Source organism: Neisseria polysaccharea, assembly GCF_963392925.1.
In the GTDB taxonomy this organism is placed as follows: Bacteria; Pseudomonadota; Gammaproteobacteria; order Burkholderiales; family Neisseriaceae; genus Neisseria; species Neisseria polysaccharea.
Map to the genome: position 1 here is coordinate 71,991 of NZ_CAUJNZ010000004.1, position 25,083 is coordinate 97,073.

27 protein-coding genes and 1 other RNA gene are annotated in these 25,083 nt (G+C 48.1%); 12 read left to right on the top strand and 16 right to left on the bottom strand.

Annotated features, from left to right (window positions below):
- Window positions 1-16: 16 nt before the first annotated feature.
- The 3 genes from RDY34_RS03665 (at window position 17) to RDY34_RS03675 (ending at window position 6,367) form a co-directional block, all read left to right on the top strand.
- On the top strand, window positions 17-4,186 hold the full coding sequence (locus tag RDY34_RS03665; protein WP_308074452.1) for a translocation/assembly module TamB domain-containing protein: 4,170 nt from the start codon (window positions 17-19) through the stop codon (window positions 4,184-4,186).
- A 569-nt stretch (window positions 4,187-4,755) separates the two neighbouring features.
- Window positions 4,756-6,213 carry an MFS transporter gene (locus tag RDY34_RS03670; RefSeq protein WP_308184467.1) on the top strand — a complete coding sequence of 486 codons (1,458 nt, stop codon included), beginning with the start codon at window positions 4,756-4,758 and terminating at the stop codon, window positions 6,211-6,213.
- 19 nt (window positions 6,214-6,232) lie between these two features.
- On the top strand, window positions 6,233-6,367 hold the full coding sequence (locus tag RDY34_RS03675) for a hypothetical protein (RefSeq protein WP_301005453.1): 135 nt from the start codon (window positions 6,233-6,235) through the stop codon (window positions 6,365-6,367).
- 346 nt (window positions 6,368-6,713) lie between these two features.
- On the opposite strand, the gene rnpB is transcribed toward RDY34_RS03675, so the two are convergent.
- The 4 genes from rnpB to RDY34_RS03695 form a co-directional block, all read right to left on the bottom strand.
- An RNA gene (gene rnpB / locus RDY34_RS03680) (RNase P RNA component class A) lies at window positions 6,714-7,073 on the bottom strand.
- A 78-nt stretch (window positions 7,074-7,151) separates the two neighbouring features.
- The gene (prfB, locus tag RDY34_RS03685; RefSeq protein WP_002227769.1) at window positions 7,152-8,255 is read right to left on the bottom strand and encodes a peptide chain release factor 2; all 1,104 of its coding nucleotides are present in this window, start codon (window positions 8,253-8,255) and stop codon (window positions 7,152-7,154) included.
- 102 nt (window positions 8,256-8,357) lie between these two features.
- Window positions 8,358-9,251, bottom strand: a complete 894-nt coding sequence (locus RDY34_RS03690; RefSeq protein WP_308074454.1) for a patatin-like phospholipase family protein — start codon at window positions 9,249-9,251, stop codon at window positions 8,358-8,360.
- A 213-nt stretch (window positions 9,252-9,464) separates the two neighbouring features.
- Window positions 9,465-9,953, bottom strand: a complete 489-nt coding sequence (locus RDY34_RS03695) for an Imm26 family immunity protein (RefSeq protein ID WP_308074455.1) — start codon at window positions 9,951-9,953, stop codon at window positions 9,465-9,467.
- Window positions 9,954-10,227: 274 nt separating this feature from the next.
- Here RDY34_RS03695 and RDY34_RS03700 point away from each other — a divergent pair, with 274 nt between their 5' ends.
- From RDY34_RS03700 to RDY34_RS03730, 7 genes are all read left to right on the top strand, one after another.
- Window positions 10,228-10,677, top strand: a complete 450-nt coding sequence (locus RDY34_RS03700; RefSeq protein WP_003710760.1) for an HvfX family Cu-binding RiPP maturation protein — start codon at window positions 10,228-10,230, stop codon at window positions 10,675-10,677.
- 73 nt (window positions 10,678-10,750) lie between these two features.
- Window positions 10,751-11,059, top strand: a complete 309-nt coding sequence (locus RDY34_RS03705; RefSeq protein WP_107819792.1) for an HvfA family oxazolone/thioamide-modified RiPP metallophore — start codon at window positions 10,751-10,753, stop codon at window positions 11,057-11,059.
- A gap of 117 nt (window positions 11,060-11,176) precedes the next feature.
- Window positions 11,177-12,019: an HvfB family MNIO-type RiPP peptide maturase gene (locus RDY34_RS03710; protein ID WP_118789767.1), complete on the top strand. Its 843-nt coding sequence runs from the start codon at window positions 11,177-11,179 to the stop codon at window positions 12,017-12,019.
- Window positions 12,009-12,755 (top strand): HvfC family RiPP maturation protein, encoded by a 747-nt coding sequence (locus RDY34_RS03715; protein WP_118780820.1) that lies wholly within the window; start codon window positions 12,009-12,011, stop codon window positions 12,753-12,755. Before RDY34_RS03710 ends, RDY34_RS03715 begins: the two co-directional genes overlap by 11 nt.
- Before the next feature lie 21 nt (window positions 12,756-12,776).
- Window positions 12,777-13,364 (top strand): sigma-70 family RNA polymerase sigma factor, encoded by a 588-nt coding sequence (locus RDY34_RS03720; protein ID WP_196428252.1) that lies wholly within the window; start codon window positions 12,777-12,779, stop codon window positions 13,362-13,364.
- Between the two features lie 5 nt (window positions 13,365-13,369).
- Window positions 13,370-13,549: a zf-HC2 domain-containing protein gene (locus RDY34_RS03725; protein ID WP_017629134.1), complete on the top strand. Its 180-nt coding sequence runs from the start codon at window positions 13,370-13,372 to the stop codon at window positions 13,547-13,549.
- 240 nt (window positions 13,550-13,789) lie between these two features.
- Window positions 13,790-14,230, top strand: coding sequence for a surface-adhesin E family protein (locus RDY34_RS03730; RefSeq protein WP_003750618.1), 441 nt, complete (start codon window positions 13,790-13,792; stop codon window positions 14,228-14,230).
- 165 nt (window positions 14,231-14,395) lie between these two features.
- Here RDY34_RS03730 and RDY34_RS03735 read toward each other — a convergent pair whose 3' ends face one another.
- Genes RDY34_RS03735 through purD form a run of 3 tightly spaced genes read right to left on the bottom strand, consistent with a single transcriptional unit; the run spans window position 14,396 to window position 16,833 of the window.
- A complete protein-coding gene (locus RDY34_RS03735) occupies window positions 14,396-14,911 on the bottom strand; it encodes a hypothetical protein (protein WP_003750620.1) in 516 nt (171 codons plus the stop codon).
- Window positions 14,912-14,925: 14 nt separating this feature from the next.
- Window positions 14,926-15,528, bottom strand: coding sequence for an L-threonylcarbamoyladenylate synthase (locus RDY34_RS03740; RefSeq protein ID WP_003750622.1), 603 nt, complete (start codon window positions 15,526-15,528; stop codon window positions 14,926-14,928).
- Window positions 15,529-15,561: 33 nt separating this feature from the next.
- Window positions 15,562-16,833 (bottom strand): phosphoribosylamine--glycine ligase, encoded by a 1,272-nt coding sequence (gene purD, locus RDY34_RS03745; protein ID WP_003750624.1) that lies wholly within the window; start codon window positions 16,831-16,833, stop codon window positions 15,562-15,564.
- A 156-nt stretch (window positions 16,834-16,989) separates the two neighbouring features.
- Between purD and RDY34_RS03750 the strand changes: the two genes are divergently transcribed.
- Complete coding sequence (locus RDY34_RS03750; RefSeq protein ID WP_003750626.1) at window positions 16,990-17,307, top strand: DUF4298 domain-containing protein; 318 nt, start codon at window positions 16,990-16,992, stop codon at window positions 17,305-17,307.
- 52 nt (window positions 17,308-17,359) lie between these two features.
- Here the strand turns inward: RDY34_RS03750 and RDY34_RS03755 are convergent, their stop codons facing one another.
- From RDY34_RS03755 to RDY34_RS10690, 6 genes are all read right to left on the bottom strand, one after another.
- Window positions 17,360-17,971: an IMPACT family protein gene (locus tag RDY34_RS03755; protein WP_003750628.1), complete on the bottom strand. Its 612-nt coding sequence runs from the start codon at window positions 17,969-17,971 to the stop codon at window positions 17,360-17,362.
- Between the two features lie 61 nt (window positions 17,972-18,032).
- Entirely contained in the window at window positions 18,033-18,968 is a 936-nt protein-coding gene (locus RDY34_RS03760; RefSeq protein ID WP_003750631.1) for an electron transfer flavoprotein subunit alpha/FixB family protein, read from the bottom strand.
- 10 nt (window positions 18,969-18,978) lie between these two features.
- The gene (locus tag RDY34_RS03765; protein ID WP_003750633.1) at window positions 18,979-19,728 is read right to left on the bottom strand and encodes an electron transfer flavoprotein subunit beta/FixA family protein; all 750 of its coding nucleotides are present in this window, start codon (window positions 19,726-19,728) and stop codon (window positions 18,979-18,981) included.
- 226 nt (window positions 19,729-19,954) lie between these two features.
- Window positions 19,955-20,923, bottom strand: a complete 969-nt coding sequence (gene waaC / locus RDY34_RS03770) for a lipopolysaccharide heptosyltransferase I (protein ID WP_003750638.1) — start codon at window positions 20,921-20,923, stop codon at window positions 19,955-19,957.
- A gap of 37 nt (window positions 20,924-20,960) precedes the next feature.
- Entirely contained in the window at window positions 20,961-21,596 is a 636-nt protein-coding gene (locus tag RDY34_RS03775) for a nicotinamidase (protein WP_003750639.1), read from the bottom strand.
- A 12-nt stretch (window positions 21,597-21,608) separates the two neighbouring features.
- A complete protein-coding gene (locus RDY34_RS10690) occupies window positions 21,609-21,899 on the bottom strand; it encodes an Imm32 family immunity protein (protein ID WP_115437566.1) in 291 nt (96 codons plus the stop codon).
- Between the two features lie 158 nt (window positions 21,900-22,057).
- Here RDY34_RS10690 and tsaA point away from each other — a divergent pair, with 158 nt between their 5' ends.
- Complete coding sequence (gene tsaA, locus RDY34_RS03780; RefSeq protein ID WP_003750643.1) at window positions 22,058-22,732, top strand: tRNA (N6-threonylcarbamoyladenosine(37)-N6)-methyltransferase TrmO; 675 nt, start codon at window positions 22,058-22,060, stop codon at window positions 22,730-22,732.
- A gap of 59 nt (window positions 22,733-22,791) precedes the next feature.
- On the opposite strand, the gene RDY34_RS03785 is transcribed toward tsaA, so the two are convergent.
- From RDY34_RS03785 to RDY34_RS03795, 3 genes are read right to left on the bottom strand one after another with little or no spacing between them, the layout of a single operon-like run.
- Window positions 22,792-23,784: a DNA cytosine methyltransferase gene (locus tag RDY34_RS03785; RefSeq protein WP_003750644.1), complete on the bottom strand. Its 993-nt coding sequence runs from the start codon at window positions 23,782-23,784 to the stop codon at window positions 22,792-22,794.
- A 9-nt stretch (window positions 23,785-23,793) separates the two neighbouring features.
- Entirely contained in the window at window positions 23,794-24,684 is an 891-nt protein-coding gene (locus RDY34_RS03790; protein WP_115437565.1) for a hypothetical protein, read from the bottom strand.
- A 44-nt stretch (window positions 24,685-24,728) separates the two neighbouring features.
- The gene (locus RDY34_RS03795; RefSeq protein ID WP_003749495.1) at window positions 24,729-24,935 is read right to left on the bottom strand and encodes a helix-turn-helix domain-containing protein; all 207 of its coding nucleotides are present in this window, start codon (window positions 24,933-24,935) and stop codon (window positions 24,729-24,731) included.
- Between the last annotated feature and the right edge of the window lie 148 nt (window positions 24,936-25,083).

Sequence of the window (25,083 nt, forward strand, 5' to 3'; positions counted from 1 at the left end):
TTTTGAAACAGACATTATGACCGATACCGCACCGACAGATACCGATCCGACCGAAAACGGCACGCGCAAAATGCCGTCTGAACACCGCCCTGCCCCGCCGGCAAAAAAACGCCGCCCGCTGCTGAAGCTGTCGGCGGCACTGCTGTCTGTCCTGATTTTGGCAGTATGTTTCCTCGGCTGGCTCGCCGGCACGGAAGCGGGTTTGCGCTTCGGGCTGTACCAAATCCCGTCCTGGTTCGGCGTAAACATTTCCTCCCAAAACCTCAAAGGCACGCTGCTCGACGGCTTCGACGGCGACAACTGGTCGATAGAAACCGAGGGGGCAGACCTTAAAATCAGCCGCTTCCGCTTCGCGTGGAAACCGTCCGAACTGATGCGCCGCAGCCTGCACATCACCGAAATTTCCGCCGGCGACATCGCCATCGTTACCAAACCGACTCCGCCTAAAGAAGAACGCCCTCCGCTCAGCCTTCCCGACAGCATAGACCTGCCTGCCGCCGTCTATCTCGACCGCTTCGAGACGGGCAAAATCAGCGCAGGCAAAGCCTTTGACAAACAAACCGTCTATCTCGAACGCCTCAACGCGGCATACCGTTACGACCGCAAAGGACACCGCCTCGACCTGAAGACCGCCGACACGCCGTGGAGCAGTTCGTCGGGGTCAGCCTCGGTCGGCTTGAAAAAACCGTTTGCCCTCGATACCGCCATTTACACCAAAGGCGGACTCAAAGGCGAAACCATACACAGTACGGCTCGGCTGAGCGGCAGCCTGAAGGATGTGCGCGCCGAACTGACGATCGACGGCGGCAATATCCGCCTCTCGGGAAAATCCGTCATCCACCCGTTTGCCGAATCATTGGATAAAACATTGGAAGAAGTGCTGGTCAAAGGGTTCAACATCAATCCGGCCGCCTTCGTGCCTTCCCTGCCCGATGCCGGGCTGAATTTCGACCTGACCGCCATCCCGTCGTTTTCAGACGGCATCGCGCTGGAAGGCTCGCTCGATTTGGAAAACACCAAAGCCGGCTTTGCCGACCGCAACGGCATCCCCGTCCGTCAGGTTTTGGGCGGCTTTGTCATCCGGCAGGACGGCACGGTGCATATCGGCAATACGTCCGCCGCCCTGCTCGGACGGGGCGGCATCAGGCTGTCGGGCAAAATCGACACCGAAAAAGACATCCTCGATTTAAATATAGGCATCAACTCCGTCGGCGCGGAAGACGTACTGCAAACCGCGTTCAAAGGCAGGTTGGACGGCAGCATCGGCATCGGCGGTACGACCGCCTCGCCCAAAATCTCTTGGCAACTCGGCATCGGCACGGCGCGCACGGACGGCAGCCTCGCTATTGCAAGCGACCCCGCAAACGGACAGCGGAAACTGGTGCTCGACACCGTCAACATCGCCGCCGGGCAAGGCAGCCTGACCGCGCAAGGCTATCTCGAGCTGTTTAAAGACCGCCTGCTCAAGCTGGACATCCGTTCCCGCGCATTCGACCCTTCGCGCATCAATCCGCAACTTCCGGCAGGCAATATCAACGGCTCAATAAACCTTGCCGGCGAACTGGCAAAAGAGCAGTTTGCGAGCAAAATGCGGTTTTCCCCCAGTATACTCAACGGCGTACCGCTTAACGGTCATGCCGACATTATTTACGAATCCCGCCACCTTCCGCGCGCCGCCGTCGATTTGCGGCTGGGACAGAACATCATCAAAACAGACGGCAGCTTTGGTAAAAAAGGCGACCGGCTCAACCTCAATATCACCGCCCCCGATTTATCCCGCTTCGGTTTCGGACTGGAAGGCTTGTTAAACATACACGGCCATCTTTCCGGCGATTTGGACGGCGACATCCGAACCTTTGAAACCGACCTTTCCGGAACGGCGCGCAACTTACACATCGGCAAGGCGGCAGACATCCGTTCGCTCGATTTCACGCTCAAAGGTTCACCCGACACAAGCCGCCCGATACGCGCCGACATCAAAGGCAGCCGCCTTTCGCTGTCGGGCGGGGCGACGGTTGTCGATACCGCCTACCTGACACTGGACGGCACGGGCGCGCAACACCGTATCCGTACGCATGCCGCCATGACCTTGGACGGCAAACCGTTCAAATTTGACTTGGACGCTTCAGGCGGTATCAACAGAGAACTTACCCGATGGAAAGGCAGCATCGGCATCCTCGACATCGGCGGCGCGTTCAACCTCAAGCTGCAAAACCGTATGACGCTCGAAGCCGGTGCGGAACGCGTGGCGGCAAGTGCGGCAAATTGGCAGGCTATGGGCGGCAGCCTCAACCTGCAACACTTTTCTTGGGATAAAAAAACCGGCATATCGGCAAAAGGCGGCGCACGCGGCCTGCATATCGCCGAGTTGCACAATTTCTTCAAACCGCCCGTCGAACACAATCTGGTTTTAAACGGCGACTGGGATGTCGCCTACGGGCGCAACGCGCGCGGCTACCTCAATATCAGCCGGCAAAGCGGCGATGCCGTATTGCCCGGCGGGCAGGCTTTGGGTTTGAACGCATTTTCCCTGAAAACGCGCTTTCAAAACGACCGCATCGGAATCCTGCTTGACGGCGGTGCGCGTTTCGGACGGATTAACGCCGATTTGGGCATCGGCAACGCCTTCGGCGGCAATATGGCAAATGCACCGCTTGGCGGCAGGATTACCGCCTCCCTTCCCGACTTGGGCGCATTGAAGCCCTTTCTGCCCGCCGCCGCGCAAAACATTACCGGCAGCCTGAATGCCGCCGCGCAAATCGGCGGACGGATAGGCTCTCCGTCCGTCAATGCCGCCGTCAACGGCAGCAGCAACTATGGGAAAATCAACGGCAACATCACCGTCGGGCAAAGCCGCTCCTTCGATACCGCGCCTTTGGGCGGCAGGCTCAATCTGACCGTTGCCGATGCCGAAGCATTCCGCAACTTCCTGCCCGTCGGACAAACCGTCAAAGGCAGCCTGAATGCCGCCGTAACCCTCGGCGGCAGCATCGCCGACCCGCACTTGGGCGGCAGCATCAACGGCGACAAGCTCTATTACCGCAACCAAACCCAAGGCATCATCTTGGACAACGGTTCGCTGCGTTCGCATATCGCAGGCAGGAAATGGGTAATCGACAGCCTGAAATTCCGGCACGAAGGAACGGCGGAACTCTCCGGCACGGTCGGTATGGAAAACAGCGGACCCGATGTCGATATCGGCGCGGTGTTCGACAAATACCGCATCCTGTCCCGCCCCAACCGCCGCCTGACGGTTTCCGGCAACACCCGCCTGCGCTATTCGCCGCAAAAAGGCATATCCGTTACCGGGATGATTAAAACGGATCAGGGGCTGTTCGGTTCGCAAAAATCCTCGATGCCGTCCGTCGGCGACGATGTCGTCGTATTGGGCGAAGTCAAAAAAGAGGCGGCGGCACCGCTCCCCGTCAATATGAACCTGATTTTAGACCTCAATGACAGCATCCGCTTCGCCGGCTACGGCGCGGACGTTACCATAGGCGGCAAACTGACCCTGACCGCCCAACCGGGCGGAAACGTGCGGGGCGTGGGCACGGTCCGCGTCATCAAAGGGCGTTACAAGGCATACGGGCAGGATTTGGACATTACCAAAGGCACGGTCTCCTTTGTCGGCCCGCTCAACGACCCCAACCTCAACATCCGCGCCGAACGCCGCCTTTCCCCCGTCGGTGCGGGCGTGGAAATATTGGGCAGCCTCAACAGCCCGCGCATTACGCTGACGGCAAACGAACCGATGAGTGAAAAAGACAAGCTCTCCTGGCTCATCCTCAACCGCGCCGGCAGCGGCAGCAGCGGCGACAATGCCGCCCTGTCCGCAGCCGCAGGCGCGCTGCTTGCCGGGCAAATCAACGACCGCATCGGGCTGGTGGATGATTTGGGCTTTACCAGCAAGCGCAGCCGCAACGCGCAAACCGGCGAACTCAACCCCGCCGAACAGGTGCTGACCGTCGGCAAACAACTGACCGGCAAACTCTACATCGGCTACGAATACGGCATCTCCAGCGCGGAACAGTCCGTCAAACTGATTTACCGGCTGACCCGCGCCATACAGGCGGTTGCCCGTATCGGCAGCCTTTCATCGGGCGGCGAGCTGACATACACCATACGTTTCGACCGCCTATTCGGTTCGGACAAAAAAGACTCCGCCGGAAACGGCAAAGGGAAATAAACGGTTTTCAGACGGCGCGGCACTGTCCGCCGCCATGCCGTCTGAAAGGCGCGCCGCCAAACCGGACATTTGAAAACCTGCTTTTCCGCCGTCCGCCTGCAAGGGAACGGAATCGATATAGTGAATTAACAAAAATCAGGATAAGGCGACGAAGCCGCAGACAGTACAAATAGTACGGAACCGATTCACTTGGTGCTTCAGCACCTTAGAGAATCGTTCTCTTTGAGCTAAGGCGAGGCAACGCCGTACCGGTTTTTGTTAATCCACTATAATGCGCCCTTCGGCGTGGCGGATATATAAGGAAGTGATTTTCCATCTAAGTAAAAACCGCCCTATCGGATAAGCCGCTTGACTGAAAAGGCTTTACCCGCGCCGTATCGGAACACATCCTCTAAAATACAATCCGTTGAATTTAAACAAATATAAAACATCCGTCCGCAAAAACGGTAGCGCATCATTTGACAAAGAATGAAAATATCGGTTAAAAACCGATTTTCATACAAAAAACACCGCCGCCGTCCGCATCCGTTTCAGACGGCATTGAGAGAAAATCTTTTAGGAGAACCTTTATGTCCCGGCATCCCGCCCGCACCGGAGAAAAAACATTCTTCGGCCACCCCTTCCAGCTTTCCACCCTCTTCCATATCGAATTGTGGGAACGTTTTTCATTTTACGGAATGCAGGGCATCCTGCTGATTTACCTCTACTACACCGCCGACAAAGGCGGCTTGGGCATAGACAAAACCCTCGCAGGCGGCATTGTCGGCGCATACAGCGGCAGCGTGTACCTGTCCACCATTTTGGGCGCGTGGTTTGCCGACCGCGTATGGGGTGCGGAAAAAACCCTCTTCCTCTCGGGCATCGTCGTGATGCTCGGACACATCGTCCTTGCCATAGCACCGGGCCTGTACGGCCTTTTAATCGGGCTGATATTCATCGCATTGGGCAGCGGCGGCGTGAAATCCACGGCCAGTTCTATGGTGGGCGCATTATACGAACAGGACGAAATGCGCCCGCTGCGCGATGCGGGATTTTCCATTTTCTACATCGCCATCAATATCGGCGGCTTCCTAGGCCCGCTGCTGACCGGCCTGCTTCAAGAAAACATCGGTTTCCATTATGGTTTCGGCGCGGCGGCGGTCGGTATGGCATTCGGCTTGTGGCGTTATTCCTTGGGACGTAAAAATCTGCCCCACCCCACCGTCCCCCATCCGCTTTCAAAAGGACAGGGCAAAACTGCGGCCGCCGTCGGCATCGCCCTCATCGCCGCACTTGCAACCGCCATCAAAACCGGGCTTGTCAACCTCGACAATTTCTCCGGCATCCTCTTATCTACCGTCATCCTTGCCGTCATCGCCTATTTCGCCCGCCTGCTGACCAACCCCCGCGTCAGTTCCGACAACAAGCGGCACATCATCGCCTACATCCCGCTTTTCCTGACCATCTGTATGTTTTGGGCGGTTTGGTTTCAGATTTACACCGTGGCAACCGTCTATTTCGACGAAACCGTCAACCGCACCATCGGTTCGTTTACCGTGCCCGTCGCCTGGAAAGATTCCATGCAAAGCCTGTGGGTCATCCTGTTTTCCGGACTTATGGCGGCAATGTGGACAAAAATGGGGCGCAAACAGCCCAAAACCCCGCTGAAATTCGCTATGGCGGTATTTGTTACCGGTGCGTCGTTTTTGGGGTTTGTCCCCTTTATTTCCTCCGGCACGCCGATGCCTATTGCGGTTTTCGCACTGATCGTCCTCGCCATCACGATAGGCGAACTGATGATTTCCCCGATTGCGCTGTCCATCTCCACCAAAATCGCACCGCCTTTATTCAAAACCCAAATGGTCGCCCTTAATTTCCTTGCCTTTTCATTAGGCTTCACTTTGGGCGGCGTATTGTTTGAAAAAGGCTATCAGGCGGGCGACGAAATCGGCTTCTACCGGCTGCTGTTCTACATCGGCGCAGCCACAGGTTTCCTGCTGCTCCTGCTCGTCCCAAAATTGAACAAAATGCTCGAAGGCACAGACTAAGTCCTGCCCCGATGCACCTATGCCGTCTGAACCCTTCAGACGGCATTTTTTCCGCATAATGAAACCAAACCGTTTCCATCCGACAGGACAGGCTTTCGCCCACCCTGAAATAACCGCCCCGGCAGCCTGCCGGAACCTGCCGATTGTCATTTGAATACCTGCCTGATTCCGTCTGTTTGCAAGGGAAAGCCGCTGATTTCCGCTTTGGCGGAAAACGGTTCTATTAAGTAAAAGGCATTTTGTCCGACTAAATGAGTGCTGCATCAACGAAATATATAGTGGATTAACAAAAATCAGGACAAGGCGACGAAGCCGCAGACAGTACAAATAGTACGGAACCGATTCACTTGGTGCTTCAGCACCTTAGAGAATCGTTCTCTTTGAGCTAAGGCGAGGCAACGCCGTACCGGTTTTTGTTAATCCACTATAAAAACACAGCCTAAATAAAAATGCCGTCTGAACCGTATTTCAGGTTTCAGACGGCATTTGCGTGTCGGATGCACACCGGACGGGCGGTAAGCCGGGTTCTGTCTCGGACAGTCATTCCTCTAGGCATACCGTTGCCGGTATGCTCAAGCAACCTACCCGAACGCTCGGCGGGCAGCGTCATTGCGTTCTGTTTGGTCTTGCTCCGAATGGGGTTTGGCCTGCCGCATATTGTTACCAAATGCGCGGTGCGCCCTTACCGCACCTTTTCACCCTTACCTGTGCTGCCAAAGCAGCCATCGGCGGTTTTGCTTTCTGTTCCACTTTCCGTCGCGTTACCGCGCCCGGCCGTTAACCGGCATTCTACCCTGCGGAGCCCGGACTTTCCTCCCCGTATGCCTTACGCGATACGCGGCGACTGTCTGCCCGTCCCGTGTGCGGCGCGGATTATAACACGAAACGCAAAAATGCCGTCTGAAACGGTACAGGTTTCAGACGGCATACGGTTCAAACTACACGCCTTGTTTCAGGCTGGCCTCGATGAAGCCATCCAAATCGCCGTCCAATACGGCTTTGGTGTTGCCGACTTCGTAGCCTGTACGCAAGTCTTTGATGCGCGAGGAGTCCAAGACGTACGAACGGATTTGGCTGCCCCAACCCACATCGGACTTACCTTCCTCCAACGCCTGTTTCTCTTCGTTGCGTTTGCGCATTTCCAATTCGTACAGTTTGGATTTCAACATTTCCATCGCGGCGGCTTTATTGGCGTGTTGCGAACGGTCGTTTTGACATTGCACCACAATCCCCGTCGGCTCGTGGGTAATGCGCACGGCAGAGTCGGTTTTGTTGATGTGCTGACCGCCCGCGCCCGATGCGCGGTAGGTGTCGATACGCAAATCGGCGGGGTTGATTTCGATTTCGATGGAATCGTCGATTTCGGGGTAAACGAACACGGAGGCAAACGAGGTATGGCGTTTGTTGTTCGAGTCAAACGGCGAATAGCGCACCAAGCGGTGGACGCCGGTTTCGGTACGCAGCAAACCATAAGCGTATTCGCCTTCCACTCGGATAGTCGCGCGGTTGATGCCTGCGATTTCGCCGTCGTCTTCCTCAAGGATTTCGATTTTGAAGCCTTTGCGCTCGGCGTAGCGGCTGTACATACGGAACAGCATCCCCGCCCAGTCTTCCGCTTCCGTACCGCCCGCGCCGGCGGTGATGTCGATAAAGCAGTTGTTCGGGTCGGCGGGCTGGTTGAACATTCGTTTGAACTCCAAATCCGCCATCTGTTTTTCCAGTCCCGCCACATCTTCCTGCACGGCGGCGAAACCTTCTTCGTCGTTTTCTTCGACGGTCATTTCAATCAGCATGCGGTTGTCTTCGATGCCCGAAGCGATGTTGTCCAGCGTCAGCACAATGCCTTCGAGGATTTTGCGCTCTTTGCCGATTTCTTGGGCGCGTTTCGGGTCGTTCCAAAGTTCGGGGTCTTCGGAAAGTCCGACGACTTCTTCCAATCGGTCTTTCTTGCCCTGATAGTCCATATAGACGCGGATGTCTTCGCTGCGCTTTTCCAAATCGTTCAGGGTGTTGTTGAGCTGATTGATTACTTCGGCTTCCATGATTCTTTTGTTCTTTCAAAATTTTAGGGGCGTATTGTACGGGATTCGGGTATTTTTTTCTATGGATAAAGCCTTCCGGAAACACGTTCAGACGGCATAGCGTCAATAACGGTATGCCGCCAATTTGCGTTTGATTTCAGGCAATGCGGCACGCGCTGCCTCTTCACCCAACCGGATGGCGCGTTTTTTCTGGTCGAAACCGCCGACTGCCCCCAAATCCAAAACCTGCGGTTTGATAACCACGTTTGCCTGCCCCAACTCATTTTGCAACGCGGAAACGCTCATCACGTTCAGTGTCTGATCGAGATACGAGAAGAAACCTTGACCGACATTTTTGCTCGGACGTGCGGAAATATCGACGGCAATCACGAAATCCGCACCCAGCCGCCGGGCGGCACTGACGGGCACGGGCTGCGACAGGCCGCCGTCAACATATTTGTGCCTGCCGATGATGACTGGCTGGAACACATTGGGAATGGCTGCGGAAGCACGAACCGCCTGTCCGACATTCCCCTGATTGAAAGCGACGGCCTTGCCGGTTTCAAAATTAGTGGCAACGGCGGCAAATTTGATGGGAAACTGCTGAATCTGCCTGCCGCCGACTTTTCGGTTGATGTAATTTTGCAGCTTTTCGCCTTTGATAAAACCACTGGTGGACAAGGTTAAATCGACTAAATCGGTTTTGCCTAAAATTTCGGCTTCCAATTCGAGGCGGTCGGGCGACATACCCGATGCAAAAAGGCTGCCGACTATCGAACCTGCCGATGTGCCGGTAACCACCTTCACAGGAATACCGTTTTCTTTCAAAACCTTAATAATGCCTATATGGGCAAATCCTTTAGATGCGCCGCCACCGAGTGCCAAACCGACCACTGCGGCGGGTTTGGCGGTTTGCACCGGCTTGCGGGCGGCATTGTTTCCCGCCGTACCGCAGGCGGCAAGCAATGCGGCGGCAGCGATTGCCAAAAGTGGTCTGATTTTTGAAAACATTACCATATTTTCCATTCCTTTATATATCGCACCCCGTCAAAGGGAGATTGCTTTTCTTAACAATCTCCTTTGACAGCCAAGCGAAAGGGGCTTTGTTAAGTCATCATCAAAATTAATATTTTCTTTTTTTCCTTTACGGAAATTGTAATTGTTGGGGTCATATGAATGATCGAAGCCACCATCAATAGTTTCATTTTCCAGCGACATAGGCCGTTGCCCCTATAAATACTGAGATGGCAAAGGAAATATGCCTTCACTTTCTGGATAATTTTCCATATTACTAGACAGCCAGAGTTCAAAGATTTTGTAATCGTCAAAGAAACCAAATATATACCCTCGCTTTAGTAAGTCTATATAATCTTTTTGAGAAACTACCAAAGGATTTCCGTTTCTCATTACTCTTGATTGTCTAATAAAAAGTTCTTTATTGTATGATAAGAAAATCGCTAAATCTGGATATATTATATTTTCTTTCTCTAAATCAACTCGCCCTATCAGTTTCCAAATCTTCTTTCTTATGGCTGTTTCTATACAGGATTTATAAGTCCTAAACCCAACAGAAAGAAGCTCATCCATATTGGCTGTCTTTTCCGAGAGATAATCAAAAATACCAAACTCGTATTGCCTCACCCTACATATGTAAGCAAATTTCCCATTCGGGAGCGAGATTTCATAGATTTTTCCGTATTTTTTTACGCCCTTATCCATATTGATTATTTTTAATGTGATTTATTTGATAAATTATCATCGAGTAGTCCCGTTTTGTTGTTGTCGGGATTAGCATTTGAAAGCATACCGTCCAAGGCGGGAATTATCTCACAACACCGCCGTTATCCAAATATCCCGCCTTTTTCCCTTTCTTTCCGTCAAAATACTTTCTTTTTATATTCATTAACTTGTTAAATTATTGGCTGCCGGGTGTCAGTTTTTCCGACAAAATCCGTCTAACGGGGTATCAACAGAACCAAAAACAGGAACACTTATGAAAATCGGAACAACTTGGCAGACGGCATCCGCTATGCTGGTTTTGCGTCTGTTTGCCGCATATGAATTTTTGGAATCGGGTTTGCAAAAATGGAACGGGGAGAATTGGTTTTCCGAAATCAACGATCAATTCCCATTCCCGTTCAACTTGCTGCCGGATGCGTTAAACTGGAATCTCGCTATGTATGCGGAGCTTTTGCTGCCCGTACTGTTGCTTTTGGGTTTGGCAACGCGCCTGTCGGCATTGGGGCTGATGGTCGTTACCGCCGTCGCTTGGGCTGCGGTTCACGCCGGTTCGGGTTACAATGTCTGCGACAACGGTTATAAAATGGCTTTAATTTATATCGTGGTATTAATCCCGTTGCTTTTGCAGGGTGCGGGCGGATGGTCGCTGGATACGCTGCTGAAAAAACGGTTTTGCCCCCGATGCCGTCTGAAACAAGATTGATTCAGTCGTGGAATCTGACTTTAAACATTCCAACCTTATCTCGTTAACTTGATATTCTGAAAAGGAAATAGAAATGAACAAAAACATTGCTGCCGCACTCGCCGGTGCTTTATCCCTGTCTTTGGCCGCCGGTGCCGTTGCCGCCGACAAACCGGCAAGCAACGCAACAGGCGTTCAAAAATCCGCCCAAGGCTCTTGCGGCGCATCCAAATCTGCCGAAGGTTCGTGCGGCGCGGCTGCTTCTAAAGCAGGAGAAGGCAAATGCGGCGAGGGCAAATGCGGTGCGACCGTAAAAAAAGCCCACAAACACGCTAAGGCATCCAAAGCCAAAGCCAAATCTGCCGAAGGCAAATGCGGCGAAGGCAAATGCGGTTCTAAATAATACCGCCCCTTCAAACCAAGCCGCGTTTTTCAGTAAAATGCGGCTTTTTTAACGGCAAACAAAGATTTTTTTAAACCAGCACATTATTCTTTTGTGCCATCCGAACCGGGTAAAAATATGATTCAACACGCAGGCTTAGGCTACCGCCGCGACTTGGCGGAAGACTTTCTCTCGCTTTCCGAAAACAGCCCGATATGCTTTATCGAAGCCGCACCGGAAAACTGGCTGAAAATGGGCGGCAGGGCGCGCAAACAGTTTGACCGCGTGGCGGAGCGGCTGCCGCTGGCGTTGCACGGATTGTCTATGTCGCTGGGCGGGCAAGCCCCGCTGGATACTGATTTGATAGACGGCATCAGAGAAATGATGCGCCGTTACGATTGCACGTTTTTCTCCGACCATTTGAGCTACTGCCACGACGGCGGTCATCTTTACGATTTGTTACCGCTGCCTTTCACTGAAGAAATGGTGCATCATACGGCGCGGCGTATCCGCGAAGTGCAAGACCGTTTGGGCTGCCGCATCGCCGTGGAAAACACGTCCTACTACCTGCATTCTCCGCTTGCCGAGATGAACGAGGTCGAGTTCCTCAACGCGGTCGCACGTGAGGCCGATTGCGGTATTCATCTGGACGTGAACAATATCTACGTCAACGCCGTCAATCACGGTCTGTTGTCGCCGGAGGCTTTTTTGGAAAACATTGACGCAGGTCGCGTGTGCTACATCCACATCGCCGGACACGATGCCGAAAATCCCGAATTGTTGATTGATACCCACGGGGCGGCAGTTTTGCCGACTGTTTGGGACTTGCTCGAACTTGCCTATGCCAAGCTGCCGACGATTCCTCCCACCCTGTTGGAACGCGATTTCAATTTCCCACCTTTTGCCGAACTCGAAGCCGAAGTCGCCAAAATCGCCGATTATCAAACGCGTGCCGGAAAGGAATACCGCCGTGCAGCCTGAAACCTCCGCCCAATACCAGCACCGCTTTGCCCAAGCCATACGCGGGGGCGAAGCCGCAGACGGTCTGCCGCAAGACCGCCTGAACGTCTATATCCGCCTGATACGCAACAATATCCACAGCTTTATCGACCGCTGCTATACCGAAACGCTGCAATACTTTGACCGCGAAGAATGGGGCCGTCTGAAAGAAGGTTTCGTCCGCGACGCGCGCGCCCAAACGCCCTATTTTCAAGAAATCCCCGGCGAGTTCCTACAATATTGCCAAAGCCTGCCGCTTTTAGACAGCATTTTGGCACTGATGGATTTTGAATATACCCAATTGCTGGCAGAAGTTGCACAAATTCCGGATATTCCCGACATTCATTATTCAAATCACAGCAAATACACGCCCTCCCCTGCGGCCTTTATCCGGCAATATCGATATGATGTTACCGATGATTTGCAGGAAGCGGAAACAGCCTTGTTAATATGGCGAAACGCCGAAGATGATGTGATGTACCAAACATTGGACGGCTTCGATATGATGCTGCTGGAGATAATGGGTTCCTCCGCGCTTTCGTTTGACACCCTCGCCCAACCCCTTGTCGAATTTATGCCTGAGGACGATAATTGGAAAAATATTTTGCTTGGGAAATGGTCAGGCTGGATTGAACAAAGAATTATCATCCCCTCCTTGTCCGCCATATCTGAAAATATGGAAGACAATTCCTCTGGCCAAAACCATCTATCCGCATAAAATTACCTTGTTCCCGATACTATGCCGCTACCCGACCTGACCGATGCCGAATTAATGGAGTCGCGCAAACTACTTCTGCATTTTGCGCGGCTTCAATTGCCCGACCATCCTGATTTGGCTGAAGATTTAGTACAGGAAACATTGCTGTCCGCATACAGCGCAGGCGACAGTTTTCAAGGCAGGGCGCTTGTCAACAGCTGGCTTTTTGCCATATTGAAAAACAAAATTATTGACGCATTACGTCAAATCGGGAGACAAAGGAAAGTCTTTACCGCACTGGATGACGAGCTGCTGGATGAAGCATTTGAAAGCCATTTTTCCCAAAACGGGCATTGGACGCCGGAAGGGCAGCCGCAACATTGGAACACTCCGGAAAAATCATTAAACAACAACGAATTTCAAAAAATTCTGCAAAGCTGCCTATACAACCTGCCTGAAAACACCGCACGGGTATTTACCCTGAAGGAAATACTCGGTTTTTCATCCGACGAAATACAACAAATGTGCGGTATCAGCACGGCCAACTACCACACCATTATGCACCGCGCCCGAGAATCATTGCGCCAATGCCTGCAAATCAAATGGTTCAACCAAGAAAACCCAAAGTAACCGTTATGAAAAAATGCCGCGATATTGCCCTGCTTCTTTCCAAACATCAGGATCGGGAAACCACCCCGGGCGAGAAGATTTCCATATACACACACCTGCTGTTCTGTCCGTATTGCCGTGAATATAAAAGACAACTTCAAACCATCAAAATATCACTGGCAAAAACAACCAGAACTTCAAAATAAATGCCGTCTGAAAGGGCTTCAGACGGCATAAGCTGACGGAAACAAATCAAACCGATTTACTGTTATCGGCAGTTCATCCATAATACACACTTCAAAAGCAGCATATTCCCCATACAGAATATATAAATACGCAAAATACGAAGGCTGCATCAATTTGCCATATTTGCTTTATTTGCTTTATTTCACAGACGGCACTACCCCTCCCGCCCAACCCGTTCCTTTCTGAATGAGCGGATTTCAATGATTAAGGAAACCTTAATGCGCCCAATCTTCCTATCTTTCGTTTTACTCCCTATATTACTAACCGCCTGCAGTACACCGGACAAGTCTGCCAGATGGGAAAATATCGGCACGATCTCAAACGGCAATATCCATACATATATCAATAAAGACAGCGTGAGAAAAAACGGAAATCTGATGATTTTCCAAGATAAAAAAGTTGTTACCAATCTAAAACAAGAACATTTTGCCAACACCCCCGCATACAAGACTGCCATTGCCGAGTGGGAAATCCATTGCAACAACAAAACATACCGCTTAAGTTCGCTACAGTTGTTTGATACAAAAAACACGGAAATTTCCACACAAAGCTACACAGCCTCTTCCCTCCGCCCGATGAGCATCCTGTCCGGGACATTAACTGAAAAACAATATGAAACCGTATGCGGAAAAAAACTCTGATTTCAACTTATACACAAACTTATCCATAAGCCTTATTATAAAAATGCCGTCTGAAATACTGAAATATCAGCATTTCAGACGGCATTTTGCCATTCCATGAAAATTATCCACAAAAGTTATCCACATTATTTTTTAAAACCGGCTTCTATCCGAAATATAAACCTGCTATATAATTTCACTATCCAAACGTAAATTGTTCCATTGATACACAAAACTGCTTGCCCCCATAATTTTGATAAAGCATTTTTTGTATTCCCGGCTCCGTCCCATAACCAACACAGCCTCTAAAAAATAATCGCTTGTTTTGACACCGATACACTCATACAGATACAGAAATTTAAGAAAATAGCCTTGTGTATTGACCATCTCAAGCAATTCAGAAAAATCAAGAAATTTTCTGACCGTAAACAAACGTTTCCCTAAAAAGACGATGTCTTCAAAAATATCGACCAAATAATCATCTTCGGCGTTTTCATTTTCATGGGTTAAAACAACACGGGAAAAATCTGTTTTCAGATGCTTTCCCACTTGATTGTTTGGATTGTTGTTCAGAACGATAAAACCGTCCTCAAAATTAAAGCAGACGTTGCGTCCTTCTACCTTTATCTCTGTGCAATAACAATCATGTAGAGAAATACCATCCGAAAAATTTTTTCTTTGTGTATGCAAAAAAGTTTTCATTCAAGCAACCATATCTAACGCAAACGTTTACCTGTTTCCCCGTCAATAATCTGACTCGGCGATTTCTGCCTGCCGATTCTCCCACCAACAATCCACACATCACGTCCGAATTGCCTTCTGACTTCCCTCTCCGTCCGACACGCGCGTTTGCCTGCGCGGTTGCACGAAGTCGAGACCAAAGGCGTTTGCAAAGCCTGACACAAGCGGCGCGCACCTACATGGGCGGGAACCCTGACCGCCAACTTGCTGCGCTGTTTCCCGCGTAACTCAGGTAATACGCAGGATTTGGCAGATAATAGGAACGTTTTAGGGGCGGGCCATTCTTTTCTAAGCATAGCCTGCAGATTTTCAGACGGCATTTGAAGTAAAGGCTGCAACTGTTCAAATTGATTCCCGATGACAATCATACCCTTGTGTTGCGGCCTTTTTTTCAAATGCGCCAACTTACCGAGTGCTTTGGCTAATGTCGGAAGACACCCCAAGCCATAACAAGATTCGGTCGGATAAGCGACCAAACCACCTTTTTTCAAATAAACGCTTAACTTACGTTGCGCTGATGCTGCGATAATTCTCGGAAATAACATAATATAAAATGCCGTCTGAAGCGTATCAGTCATACTTGGCTTCAGACGGCATCATCCTCTTTCTAATTAACGGTTAATCGCTTTATCGGCAATGTCTTTACGGTATTGCATCCCGTCGAAGCTGATTTTTTCCAATGCGCCATACGCCTTGGCTTTGGCTTGAGCCACATCGTCGCCCAATCCTACGACACACAATACGCGTCCGCCGTTGGTCAATACGTCGCCTTTCTCGTTTGCCGTTGTGCCAGCATGGAATACTTTGCCTACTTGGTTAGCGGCATCCAAACCGGAAATAACATCGCCTTTTTTGGGCGTTTCGGGGTAATTTTGCGCCGCCAGTACCACGCCCACGGCAGTTTGCGGGCTCCATTCCGCGGTTACACTATCGAGTTTGCCGTCTATTGCTGCTTCGACCAAATCCGCCAAGTCGCTGTTCAGACGACTCATAATCGGCTGGGTTTCGGGATCGCCGAAACGGCAGTTAAACTCAATCGTATAGGGTGCTCCGCTTTGATCGATCATCAAACCTGCGTACAGGAAACCGGTGAACTCATATCCTTCCGCTTTCATCCCCGCTACGGTCGGCAAAATAATCTCGTTCATCGCACGCTCGTACACAGCAGGCGTTACCACAGGCGCGGGACTGTACGCACCCATACCGCCCGTATTCGGACCTTTGTCTCCGTCTAAAAGACGTTTGTGGTCTTGACTGGTCGCCATAGGCAATACATGATTGCCATCAACCATAACGATAAAGCTCGCTTCTTCGCCTTGCAGGAAATCTTCAATCACAACGCGCGCGCCGGCATTGCCCATTTTATTGCCCAACAACATATCGTCAATCGCAGCATGCGCTTCATCCAAAGTCATTGCCACAATCACGCCTTTACCTGCCGCCAAACCATCGGCTTTGATGACGATGGGCACACCTTTCTGATTGACGTAATCATGTGCGGCATCGGCATTTTCAAAGGTTTGATATTGCGCGGTTGGAATGTTGTATTTCGCCATAAATGCTTTGGCGAAATCTTTAGAACTTTCCAACTGAGCCGCATATTGTGTCGGACCGAATATTTTTAGCCCTGCAGCACGGAATTCATCCACAACACCCGCCGCCAAAGGTGCTTCAGGACCGACGACGGTAAAAGCAATATTTTCTTTGTGGCAAAATTCGATTAAATCCCGATGCGCGGTCAAGGCGATGTTTTGCAGCTTGGGTTCAATCGCCGTACCGGCATTACCGGGCGCAACAAATACTGTTTCCACTTTGGGCGACTGCGCCAATTTCCAAGCCAGCGCATGTTCGCGACCGCCATTACCGATAACCAGCAGCTTCATACCATATCCTTGATAAATATATACTTTTAACGAAAACTTGACACAAAGGAACTTTTATCCTGTTTGAAGAAATTTTGGTGAAATCAAATAAAAACCACTTCAGCCCCTCTGCAACCTATTCAACTTATCCACAAAATTAAAAAAGGACGAGCAACCATGCAAAAACGTATTGATGAAATCCAAAGCAAATACCGCGAATGGTGTTATTTACTACCGCAACTGGAAGAAAACATCCGCTGTTGGAAATATGCCGTCGCTTTAATTCGCGATATGGATAATTTCTACACCCACGAATATCAGGCGTGTCATCAGGTTATTGAAGACGGGGCAGAACTGGATTTGAGTACGGAAGGCGAATACAGCATTATGAGTGAAGATGCGCTATGGAACGCGCTGGGCGAATTCCATCAATTGGCTTGGCTACATTTGCGCTCCAGCGTCGATGCCTTGGACAGATATACGCAAGAAGATTAATCAGCGAAGAGGTCGTCTGAAAACCCTAAGATGTGGATTTTCAGACGACCTTTCATTCAAAAGGCTTTTCCATATTTACTTCAATCTGCCGAGTATTCTTCCAAGCCGAAACACAGGCCTCATAATTTGCCAACGACAAACTTACCGTCAATCGGCAATCCAACTGTAAATCCTGCTCGAATATATCCGCCTGATGTTGTTTAGCGATGCGTATCGCTTCATTCAAAAACGGATATTCACATCTCAGCCAAACGGTTTCTTCAATATTCTTTTCAATCACTTCCGCAATCGCCAACGCCTGAGCCGTCGCCTCTTTGTACGCATGTATCAGACCTGGAACGCCCAATAAAGTACCACCGAAATAGCGGACGACCACGACCAAAACATCGGTGATACCCACCGAATCAATCTGTCCCAAAATTGGTCGCCCAGCACTTCCTGATGGCTCTCCATCATCGTTGGCACGAAATTGCATACCATCCACGCCCAAACGATAGGCATAACACCAGTGTCGTGCTTTATGATGTTCTTCCTTTAACGGATCGAGGTATTTTTTCACATCAGCCAATGTCCGAATCGGATAGGCAAATGCAATAAAACGGCTGCCTTTATCTTTAAACTCAGCCTGTGTCGGGGAAGTAATGGTTTTATAAGTCGTAATCATGCTGAAATGTTTTCAGACGACCTCATTAATACAAGGTCGTCTGAAAGTTTCACGTGAAACATCATTTTTTCAATACTTCTGTTAATTGTGGAACAATTTCAAATAAATCGCCAACCAATCCGTAATCGGCTACATTGAAAATCGGCGCATCGGCATCTTTGTTGATTGCGACAATCACCTTACTGTCCTGCATACCAGCAACGTGTTGAATCGCACCTGAAATACCGATTGCAAAATAGAGTTGCGGCGCAACCACTTTACCGGTTTGTCCGACTTGAGCATCGTTTGGCGCATATTCGGCATCAACTGCCGCACGGGATGCACCGATTGCCGCACCTAAAACATCCGCCAACGGTGTCAGCACTTCATTAAATTTTTCCGCACTACCCAACGCACGACCACCGGAAACAATCACTTTTGCCTGAGTCAGTTCGGGACGATCGGAATGGGAAAGCTGACGGTTAACAAAACGACTCAGGTTTTGGGCAGGGGTTGTTTCAATATTAATTACCTCAGCATTACCACCTTGCACCGCCGCTGCGTCAAAAGCCGTCGCACGGAAGGTCAGCACCAATTTTTCCGCATTGGCTTGCACGGTTTCAAATGCATTACCTGCATAAATCGGACGTACAAAAGTCGTGTTATCTACAATCTCGGTCAAATCAGAAATTTGCGGTACGTCTAATAAGGCGGCTACGCGGGGCAAAAGGTTTTTACCGAATGTGGTTGCCGTTGCTGCAACATAGCGGTAATCCGCCGCCAATTTGACAACCAGCGGAGCCAACTCTTCAGCCAAACCTTCAGCATAATGGGCAGCATCTGCAACCAAAACTTTTTCCACTCCCGCTACTTGCTTCGCGAACTCCACGACGGACGATGCGCCGTTTCCGGCAACCAATAAATCGACTTTGCCTAGTTTTGCGGCAGCGGTAACAGCATGCAAAGTGGCAGGATTCAACTGTTTGTTGTCGTGTTCGGCAATAATCAATACGCTCATTTCAGTCTCCTCAAATCACTTTGGCTTCGTTTTTCAATTTTTCAACTAATTCGGCAACGCTTGCTACTTTTACGCCTGCCTGACGCGCTTTAGGCTCGGCGAATTTCACCGTTTTCAGACGAGGTGAAATGTCGGCAACCAAATCGGCAGGAGCCAGTTTTTCCAAAGGTTTTTTCTTCGCCGCCATAATATTGGGGAGTTTGACGAAGCGCGGCTCGTTCAAACGCAAATCTGCACTGATAACAGCGGGCAATTTCAATGCTATGGTTTCTTCGCCGCCATCAATTTCGCGCACAATCTGTACTTCATCACCTTCAATTTGTACTTTTGAAGCAAACGTACCTTGCGCCGCATTCAGCAAAGCTGCCAGCATTTGCGCCACTTGATTGGCATCGTCATCAATCGCTTGTTTACCCAAAAAGAAAATTTGCGGATTTTCTTTGTCCGCAACAGCTTTCAGCAGCTTGGCAACTGCCAGCGGCTCTAATTTCACATCAGTTTCAATATGAATGGCACGGTCGGCACCCATAGCCAAAGCGGTACGCAAGGTTTCTTCGCATTTTTTCTCACCCAAAGAAACCGCTACGATTTCGCTTACTTTTCCGGCTTCTTTTAGTCGAACAGCTTCTTCCACAGCAATTTCGTCAAACGGATTCATCGACATTTTGACATTACCGATATCTACATCCGAACCATCGGCTTTTACACGAACTTTGACGTTGTAGTCTACTACGCGCTTTACCGCGACCAGTGCTTTCATTGAATTCTCCCAAAAAGAACGTTGCTTTCACTATTCAGCGAAGCCAAACCTTCTTCCCTATAAAATCAAATCCGTTTTTTCTTAAAAACGAATTCATTCAGAAATCTTTCAGATAATGCTTGCCGATTATACCATTTTTAAAGCATTTACTCAGGCTGGTAGATATACATTCTTATGCTTAACAAACTGAAAAATATCAGGTGCTATATCAGTTTCAGACAACCCTTTAGCCTTTGTCTGCTGCAACACAATCCATCAACGTTTGATAAACCAAATCTGCGGTCGGAATCTGCCCAATATTACCCAAATTTTTTGCAACAACTGAAACTTGAACGCCTGTTTTAATCGGATCGGTATCGGTATAAATCCCGACCACAGGTTTTTCCAAGGCGTTCGCCAAATGCAGCAAACCGGTATCCACACCAACTATTCCGACCGCGTGTTTCAACAGGTACGCCGCCTGTAATAAATTTATTTTAGCGCACACTATGGCAAACGGCAGCCCGTCTGCAATCTGTTCCGCACGCGCTTTTTCAGCCTCGTTTCCCCAAGGCAAATAAACATTGCATTGTTGTTTTTGATTCAGTTTTTGCAGCAACGCCCGCCAGTTTTCCACAGGCCATAACTTACTATCCCGACTGGTCGCGTGCAAAACCGCATAATACGGCTGCTCTAAATTTTTCAGACGACCTGCTTCAGGAACAGTCAAACCAAATACCTGCGTTTCAGGCATCACATACCCAAATACTTGGGCAAACAGCTCTCGGTTGCGCCAAACGGCATTTTTTCCCTTCGGTACAGCGTATGTTTTCTCATACACAACCGCAGCCAGTCCCTCACGCGCGCTATTTTTATCCAAACCATAAATAGGGGATTTTGCCATTTTGGCGAAACACGCGCTTTTAATCAGACCTTGACTATCCAATACAAAATCAAATACTTCCTGCCGCAAAGTCTGTTTCAGACGACCTATTTCTCGCCAAGTTTCAGCCCGAAAGAGATGTTTGCGCCATTGCCGCCATCTCATTACATGGATTTTTTTTACAAACGGATGCAGGCGCGCAATATCTACAAATCCAGCTTCACACAGCCAATGGAGTTCCACATCAGGGCATTGTCGCGCCAAATCCTCGATTGCGGGCAAAGTGTGAATTAAATCGCCCATACTGGACAAGCGGACAAGCAAAATTTTCATATTCTAAGAAGTATGTTTCACGTGAAACAATTTTAACTTATTGATTATTAATATATTTTTTAATTTCTTCGGCGTTTTTTAAGATGACGGCACCGGCAGAACGCATTTCCTGCCATGCCGTTTCAATGGTATCCGGCGCAATACCCCGACAAGCCGCTTCATTGACGATAACCTGCCAACGACCACCTTTGAGCAACTGCAAAACCGTTGTTTTAACACAATAATCCGTAGCCAAGCCACCGACAATGACCATATCCGTATTTTGACAACGCAGCCACTCAATCAATCCAGTGCTCAGTTTTTGCTCAATATCGTGAAAACACGCGCCGTAAGGATGCAATTCAGGATCAACACCTTTCCAAACGCAATAATCGTATTCTTTGGCAGAAGGCAGCCCGTCCAACAATTCATAGCCGCGCGTACCGACCATTGCATGAGCCACCCAAGTCAAATCCGCATCGGGCAAACCTGTCGGCTTCAACATATCAACAGAGTTATCCACAAGCCATTTCGCCGCCGCATGATGCGCATCTTTCGTCATTACGCGCAAATCCGCCAAAGCGGCTTGGGCATTCAACTCTTCGACAATCAAATGCCCCTCGTTTACAGGCAGCTCATCAGGACACAAAGGCGTAAAAGTTTTTTGTGCATCAACATCAATGGAAACAATCATCTCATTACTTCTTCACTTAAGATCGTCATTCTCTATTTTATGAATAACAAAACTCTTACCTTCTTTATTTAAGGAGTACAATTCATCTAGGTGGATATGATATGTCATATCCACCTCCTCCATTTTAGCTATACCTAAGATGCTCCTTGCTAGAAGCTGTAATCCGATTTTATTACCCAAAATTTCAATCTCACCTCCTATAGGTGAGATCTGAAAGGAAAGATAACAACCTGACTTGGGTGTAATATACGGGATTCCCTCTTCGTTATAGCGAACCGTTATGCTTCTTTTTTTTATCAACACTCCAATGCCTTTTTTAAGAGCGTCTTGGGCACGAGGATTCTGTGCTACTTTATTTCAACACGATTAAAATGCCCTGTATTATAACAAATTACTGCCCGAAAGCGGTAAAACCGGCTGTGATAAGATAAGGTTTTTCCAAAAAACTTATCCACAATCTTATGACTTATACCATCACCCCCATCGCCATCACCCGATCGCCCTACAAACAGAAATTCGGCATCGCCCGCCAGCCCGGATTGGTTCCTGCCGCAGAAATCTGCATCGAGCTGAATCCCGAATTTACCGCAGACAGCGTACGCGGATTGGAACATTTCGATTATGTGTGGATAAGTTTTATCTTTCACGGCGTATTGGATGAAGGCTGGGCGCAAATGGTGCGCCCGCCACGGCTCGGCGGCAAACAAAAAATGGGCGTATTCGCCACGCGCAGCCCCCACCGCCCCAATCACCTCGGACTGTCACTCTTAAAACTCGAACGCATCGAAACCGGCAAACCCGTCCGCCTCTATTGCAGCGGCGCAGACCTGTTGGACGGCACACCAATTATCGACATAAAACCCTACATCCCCTTTGTCGAATCCAAACCCGATGCCGCATCCGGTTTCGTCAGCGGCAAACCCGTAGAGTTGGAAGTCGTTTGGCAGGAAAACATCGGCGCGGAAAATTTATCTGCAAACACCAAAAACCTTATCAGCCAAAGCATTGCCCAAGATCCGCGCCCCGCCTATCAGAATATTCCCGAACGGATTTATGTGATGAATATTGCGGATTACGAAATCAGGTTTCAAATCAAAGGAAACCGCGCGACGGTTATTGGGATAAGTGTTGTGTGAAATTTTATTCACAATTCTATTAAAAAAGGTCGTCTGAAAAATTTTCAGACGACTTTTTTTTAAATTATCAACTCTTTTTTGATTGCTACCGCAATCTCATAAGCTAAATTAACAGGTACAGCATTACCTATCATTTTGTACGCATCATTAATATTTTGATAGATAAATTTAAAATCATCAGGAAAGCCTTGAACCCTCGCTACTTCACGCACAGTCATCCTACGATAAAGAGCTTCTTTTCCAACTACAAAACGGTAGTCATTTAGTCCATGTTTCTCCATTTTTGGAGCTTGTGGATGAAGCTGGCATTGCCGCCCCGAAGCCTGAACTGTAAATGCTTGTTCATGCCATGCTTTTACACGGTTCCTGCTCATAAAAATTGGGGAAAAACTACCTATAAAATATTCGTTGTTATTAATAGCATTAGGATTAGCTTTATTTTGAAAAGCCGCAGGAACGGCTGTATCTTGTAAATCCCAAATAATATCCTTCAATGTTATCTTATCTTCATCTTTAACTGTCGAACCTGTTGGAAATGAGAATTTGATTTTCAAATCTTTACGAAAACCAATATAGAAGACTCTCTTACGTTCTTGAGCCACACCATAATCTTTGGCATTTACCATAGTCAGGCTTACATCGTACCCACATTCATCAAACATTTTCAGTAAATTTTGTACCGCTTCATTATGGCGGTTTGCAAGCATACCGCTAACGTTCTCAGCTAAAAAGAACTTAGGCTGCTTACTTTTCAAAATACGGATATAGTCGAAAAACAATTGACCCCGCTCATCATCAATACCTCGCAAAGCCCCTGCTTCCGACCATGACTGACAAGGAGGACCTCCGATAATACCATCGATTTCATCAGGAAAATCTTCTTCCTTAATACTACGTATATCGCCTTCAATTAAATGTGTTTTAGGATGATTAGCCTTAAATGTTGACCAAATAGTTTTATCATATTCGTTTGCAACAGGCACTTCAAATCCTGCTTTTTCAAAACCTAAATCTAAACCACCACAACCGCTAAATAAACTAATTATCTTCATCTGTTCCTTTCATTGAAAAATATTACAATCTTGCGTGTTTTTATCATTTAAATCATCTGTATTTTGAACACCTAAGTTAATTAGGCATTGTTTTAATTGTTTCGCAACTTTATTCCCATTACATTGAAATGGTTTATCAAAAATCAATTCATGAGTCAGTTTTCCATTAACAACTTCCCATTTTACTTGAACTGCAAGTGGTCTATCTCCATCAAATTTATCTTCGAAACTTCGATAATTAAGTGCTTTACAGGCAAAATAAATATTAGGATTATTCCTAACATATTCATCTAATGAAACAATTTTATCCAGTATTTCTTCAGTAGACGAAAATTCGTCTCCTATCAGAATATAATTCGCAACACCAGAGTTTGGAATAATTACCCCATTTACACTCGCATTTTTCTTTTCTTCATCTAGATTATTACCTACGTAAATATCTAATAATTGTTCAGTAGTTAAATCTACTTTATCTGATAATTCTCCGTTTAATTTATTAACAAGTTCAAACTTCCAACCAAGCGTAATAGATCCATTGTCTGTCCTACCCTTGCTTTTTTTAAAAATTAGATTTTTATCTAAAAATTTCCTACGAATATTTGTTGTTGAACTTTGAATAATTTCTGCCCAATTATTTCCAAAAATTATTTCAGCTCGGTCTGCTTTAATTTTATTTTCTACAAAATCAGCATTACTTTTCTTGTATGAAATTTTAATTTCTCTTATTTCTTCAGATGATTCACTTTTTAATAAAATATAAATATCTGTTTTAGGTTCACCGTTCCCGCAAGTAGGTTTACCTACAGTCTGTACACACCATGATTGACCGTTAAAACGAACTACCTGACCAATTTCAAAATAAGATTGAACATCTCTTTCTGCCTGACCAAAACTAGACATTAGTTTCTCCATTTTATATTAATTGTTACTTATAATCTGCAAATTTATATATCTTCAAAAAATTGATGGAATGTAGTTCCTAGAGCATTAATGATTTTTTCCATATTTTTCATAGATAGATTTCTTTTTCCTTGTTCAATTCCTGCAAGATAAGTCCTATCAATTTCAGCCTTCAAAGCAAATTTTTCTTGGCTTAGATTCTGAGCCTTACGCAATTCTCGAATTCTTGCTCCAATTTTTTCTAGTACCATTTCAACCTCCGAATTCAAAGCAATTATCCTTTTTGTTACATATAAAGCAACGGACTATAAGTAACAAAATATTGCAATGATTACTTAGTCAATAGGAGAAAAGGTCGTCTGAAAACCTAGATTTAGGTTTTCAGACGACCTTATATAT

Excerpts from the sequence above, each read along its gene's own strand:
- RDY34_RS03775 (WP_003750639.1), bottom strand. The coding sequence starts at position 21,596 with ATGATTGTTTCCATTGATGTTGATGCACAAAAAACTTTTACGCCTTTG.
- RDY34_RS03705 (WP_107819792.1), top strand. The coding sequence starts at position 10,751 with ATGAACAAAAACATTGCTGCCGCACTCGCCGGTGCTTTATCCCTGTCT.
- RDY34_RS03760 (WP_003750631.1), bottom strand. The coding sequence starts at position 18,968 with ATGAGCGTATTGATTATTGCCGAACACGACAACAAACAGTTGAATCCT.
- purD (WP_003750624.1), bottom strand. The coding sequence starts at position 16,833 with ATGAAGCTGCTGGTTATCGGTAATGGCGGTCGCGAACATGCGCTGGCT.
- RDY34_RS03730 (WP_003750618.1), top strand. The coding sequence starts at position 13,790 with ATGATTAAGGAAACCTTAATGCGCCCAATCTTCCTATCTTTCGTTTTA.
- RDY34_RS03735 (WP_003750620.1), bottom strand. The coding sequence starts at position 14,911 with ATGAAAACTTTTTTGCATACACAAAGAAAAAATTTTTCGGATGGTATT.
- RDY34_RS03675 (WP_301005453.1), top strand. The coding sequence starts at position 6,233 with ATGCCGTCTGAACCCTTCAGACGGCATTTTTTCCGCATAATGAAACCA.
- RDY34_RS03790 (WP_115437565.1), bottom strand. The coding sequence starts at position 24,684 with ATGTCTAGTTTTGGTCAGGCAGAAAGAGATGTTCAATCTTATTTTGAA.
- prfB (WP_002227769.1), bottom strand. The coding sequence starts at position 8,255 with ATGGAAGCCGAAGTAATCAATCAGCTCAACAACACCCTGAACGATTTG.
- RDY34_RS03765 (WP_003750633.1), bottom strand. The coding sequence starts at position 19,728 with ATGAAAGCACTGGTCGCGGTAAAGCGCGTAGTAGACTACAACGTCAAA.
- tsaA (WP_003750643.1), top strand. The coding sequence starts at position 22,058 with ATGACTTATACCATCACCCCCATCGCCATCACCCGATCGCCCTACAAA.
- RDY34_RS03795 (WP_003749495.1), bottom strand. The coding sequence starts at position 24,935 with ATGGTACTAGAAAAAATTGGAGCAAGAATTCGAGAATTGCGTAAGGCT.
- RDY34_RS03725 (WP_017629134.1), top strand. The coding sequence starts at position 13,370 with ATGAAAAAATGCCGCGATATTGCCCTGCTTCTTTCCAAACATCAGGAT.
- waaC (WP_003750638.1), bottom strand. The coding sequence starts at position 20,923 with ATGAAAATTTTGCTTGTCCGCTTGTCCAGTATGGGCGATTTAATTCAC.
- RDY34_RS03710 (WP_118789767.1), top strand. The coding sequence starts at position 11,177 with ATGATTCAACACGCAGGCTTAGGCTACCGCCGCGACTTGGCGGAAGAC.
- RDY34_RS03700 (WP_003710760.1), top strand. The coding sequence starts at position 10,228 with ATGAAAATCGGAACAACTTGGCAGACGGCATCCGCTATGCTGGTTTTG.
- RDY34_RS03665 (WP_308074452.1), top strand. The coding sequence starts at position 17 with ATGACCGATACCGCACCGACAGATACCGATCCGACCGAAAACGGCACG.
- RDY34_RS03720 (WP_196428252.1), top strand. The coding sequence starts at position 12,777 with ATGCCGCTACCCGACCTGACCGATGCCGAATTAATGGAGTCGCGCAAA.
- RDY34_RS03695 (WP_308074455.1), bottom strand. The coding sequence starts at position 9,953 with ATGGATAAGGGCGTAAAAAAATACGGAAAAATCTATGAAATCTCGCTC.
- RDY34_RS03750 (WP_003750626.1), top strand. The coding sequence starts at position 16,990 with ATGCAAAAACGTATTGATGAAATCCAAAGCAAATACCGCGAATGGTGT.
- RDY34_RS03755 (WP_003750628.1), bottom strand. The coding sequence starts at position 17,971 with ATGATTACGACTTATAAAACCATTACTTCCCCGACACAGGCTGAGTTT.
- RDY34_RS03740 (WP_003750622.1), bottom strand. The coding sequence starts at position 15,528 with ATGACTGATACGCTTCAGACGGCATTTTATATTATGTTATTTCCGAGA.
- RDY34_RS03785 (WP_003750644.1), bottom strand. The coding sequence starts at position 23,784 with ATGAAGATAATTAGTTTATTTAGCGGTTGTGGTGGTTTAGATTTAGGT.
- RDY34_RS03670 (WP_308184467.1), top strand. The coding sequence starts at position 4,756 with ATGTCCCGGCATCCCGCCCGCACCGGAGAAAAAACATTCTTCGGCCAC.
- RDY34_RS03690 (WP_308074454.1), bottom strand. The coding sequence starts at position 9,251 with ATGGTAATGTTTTCAAAAATCAGACCACTTTTGGCAATCGCTGCCGCC.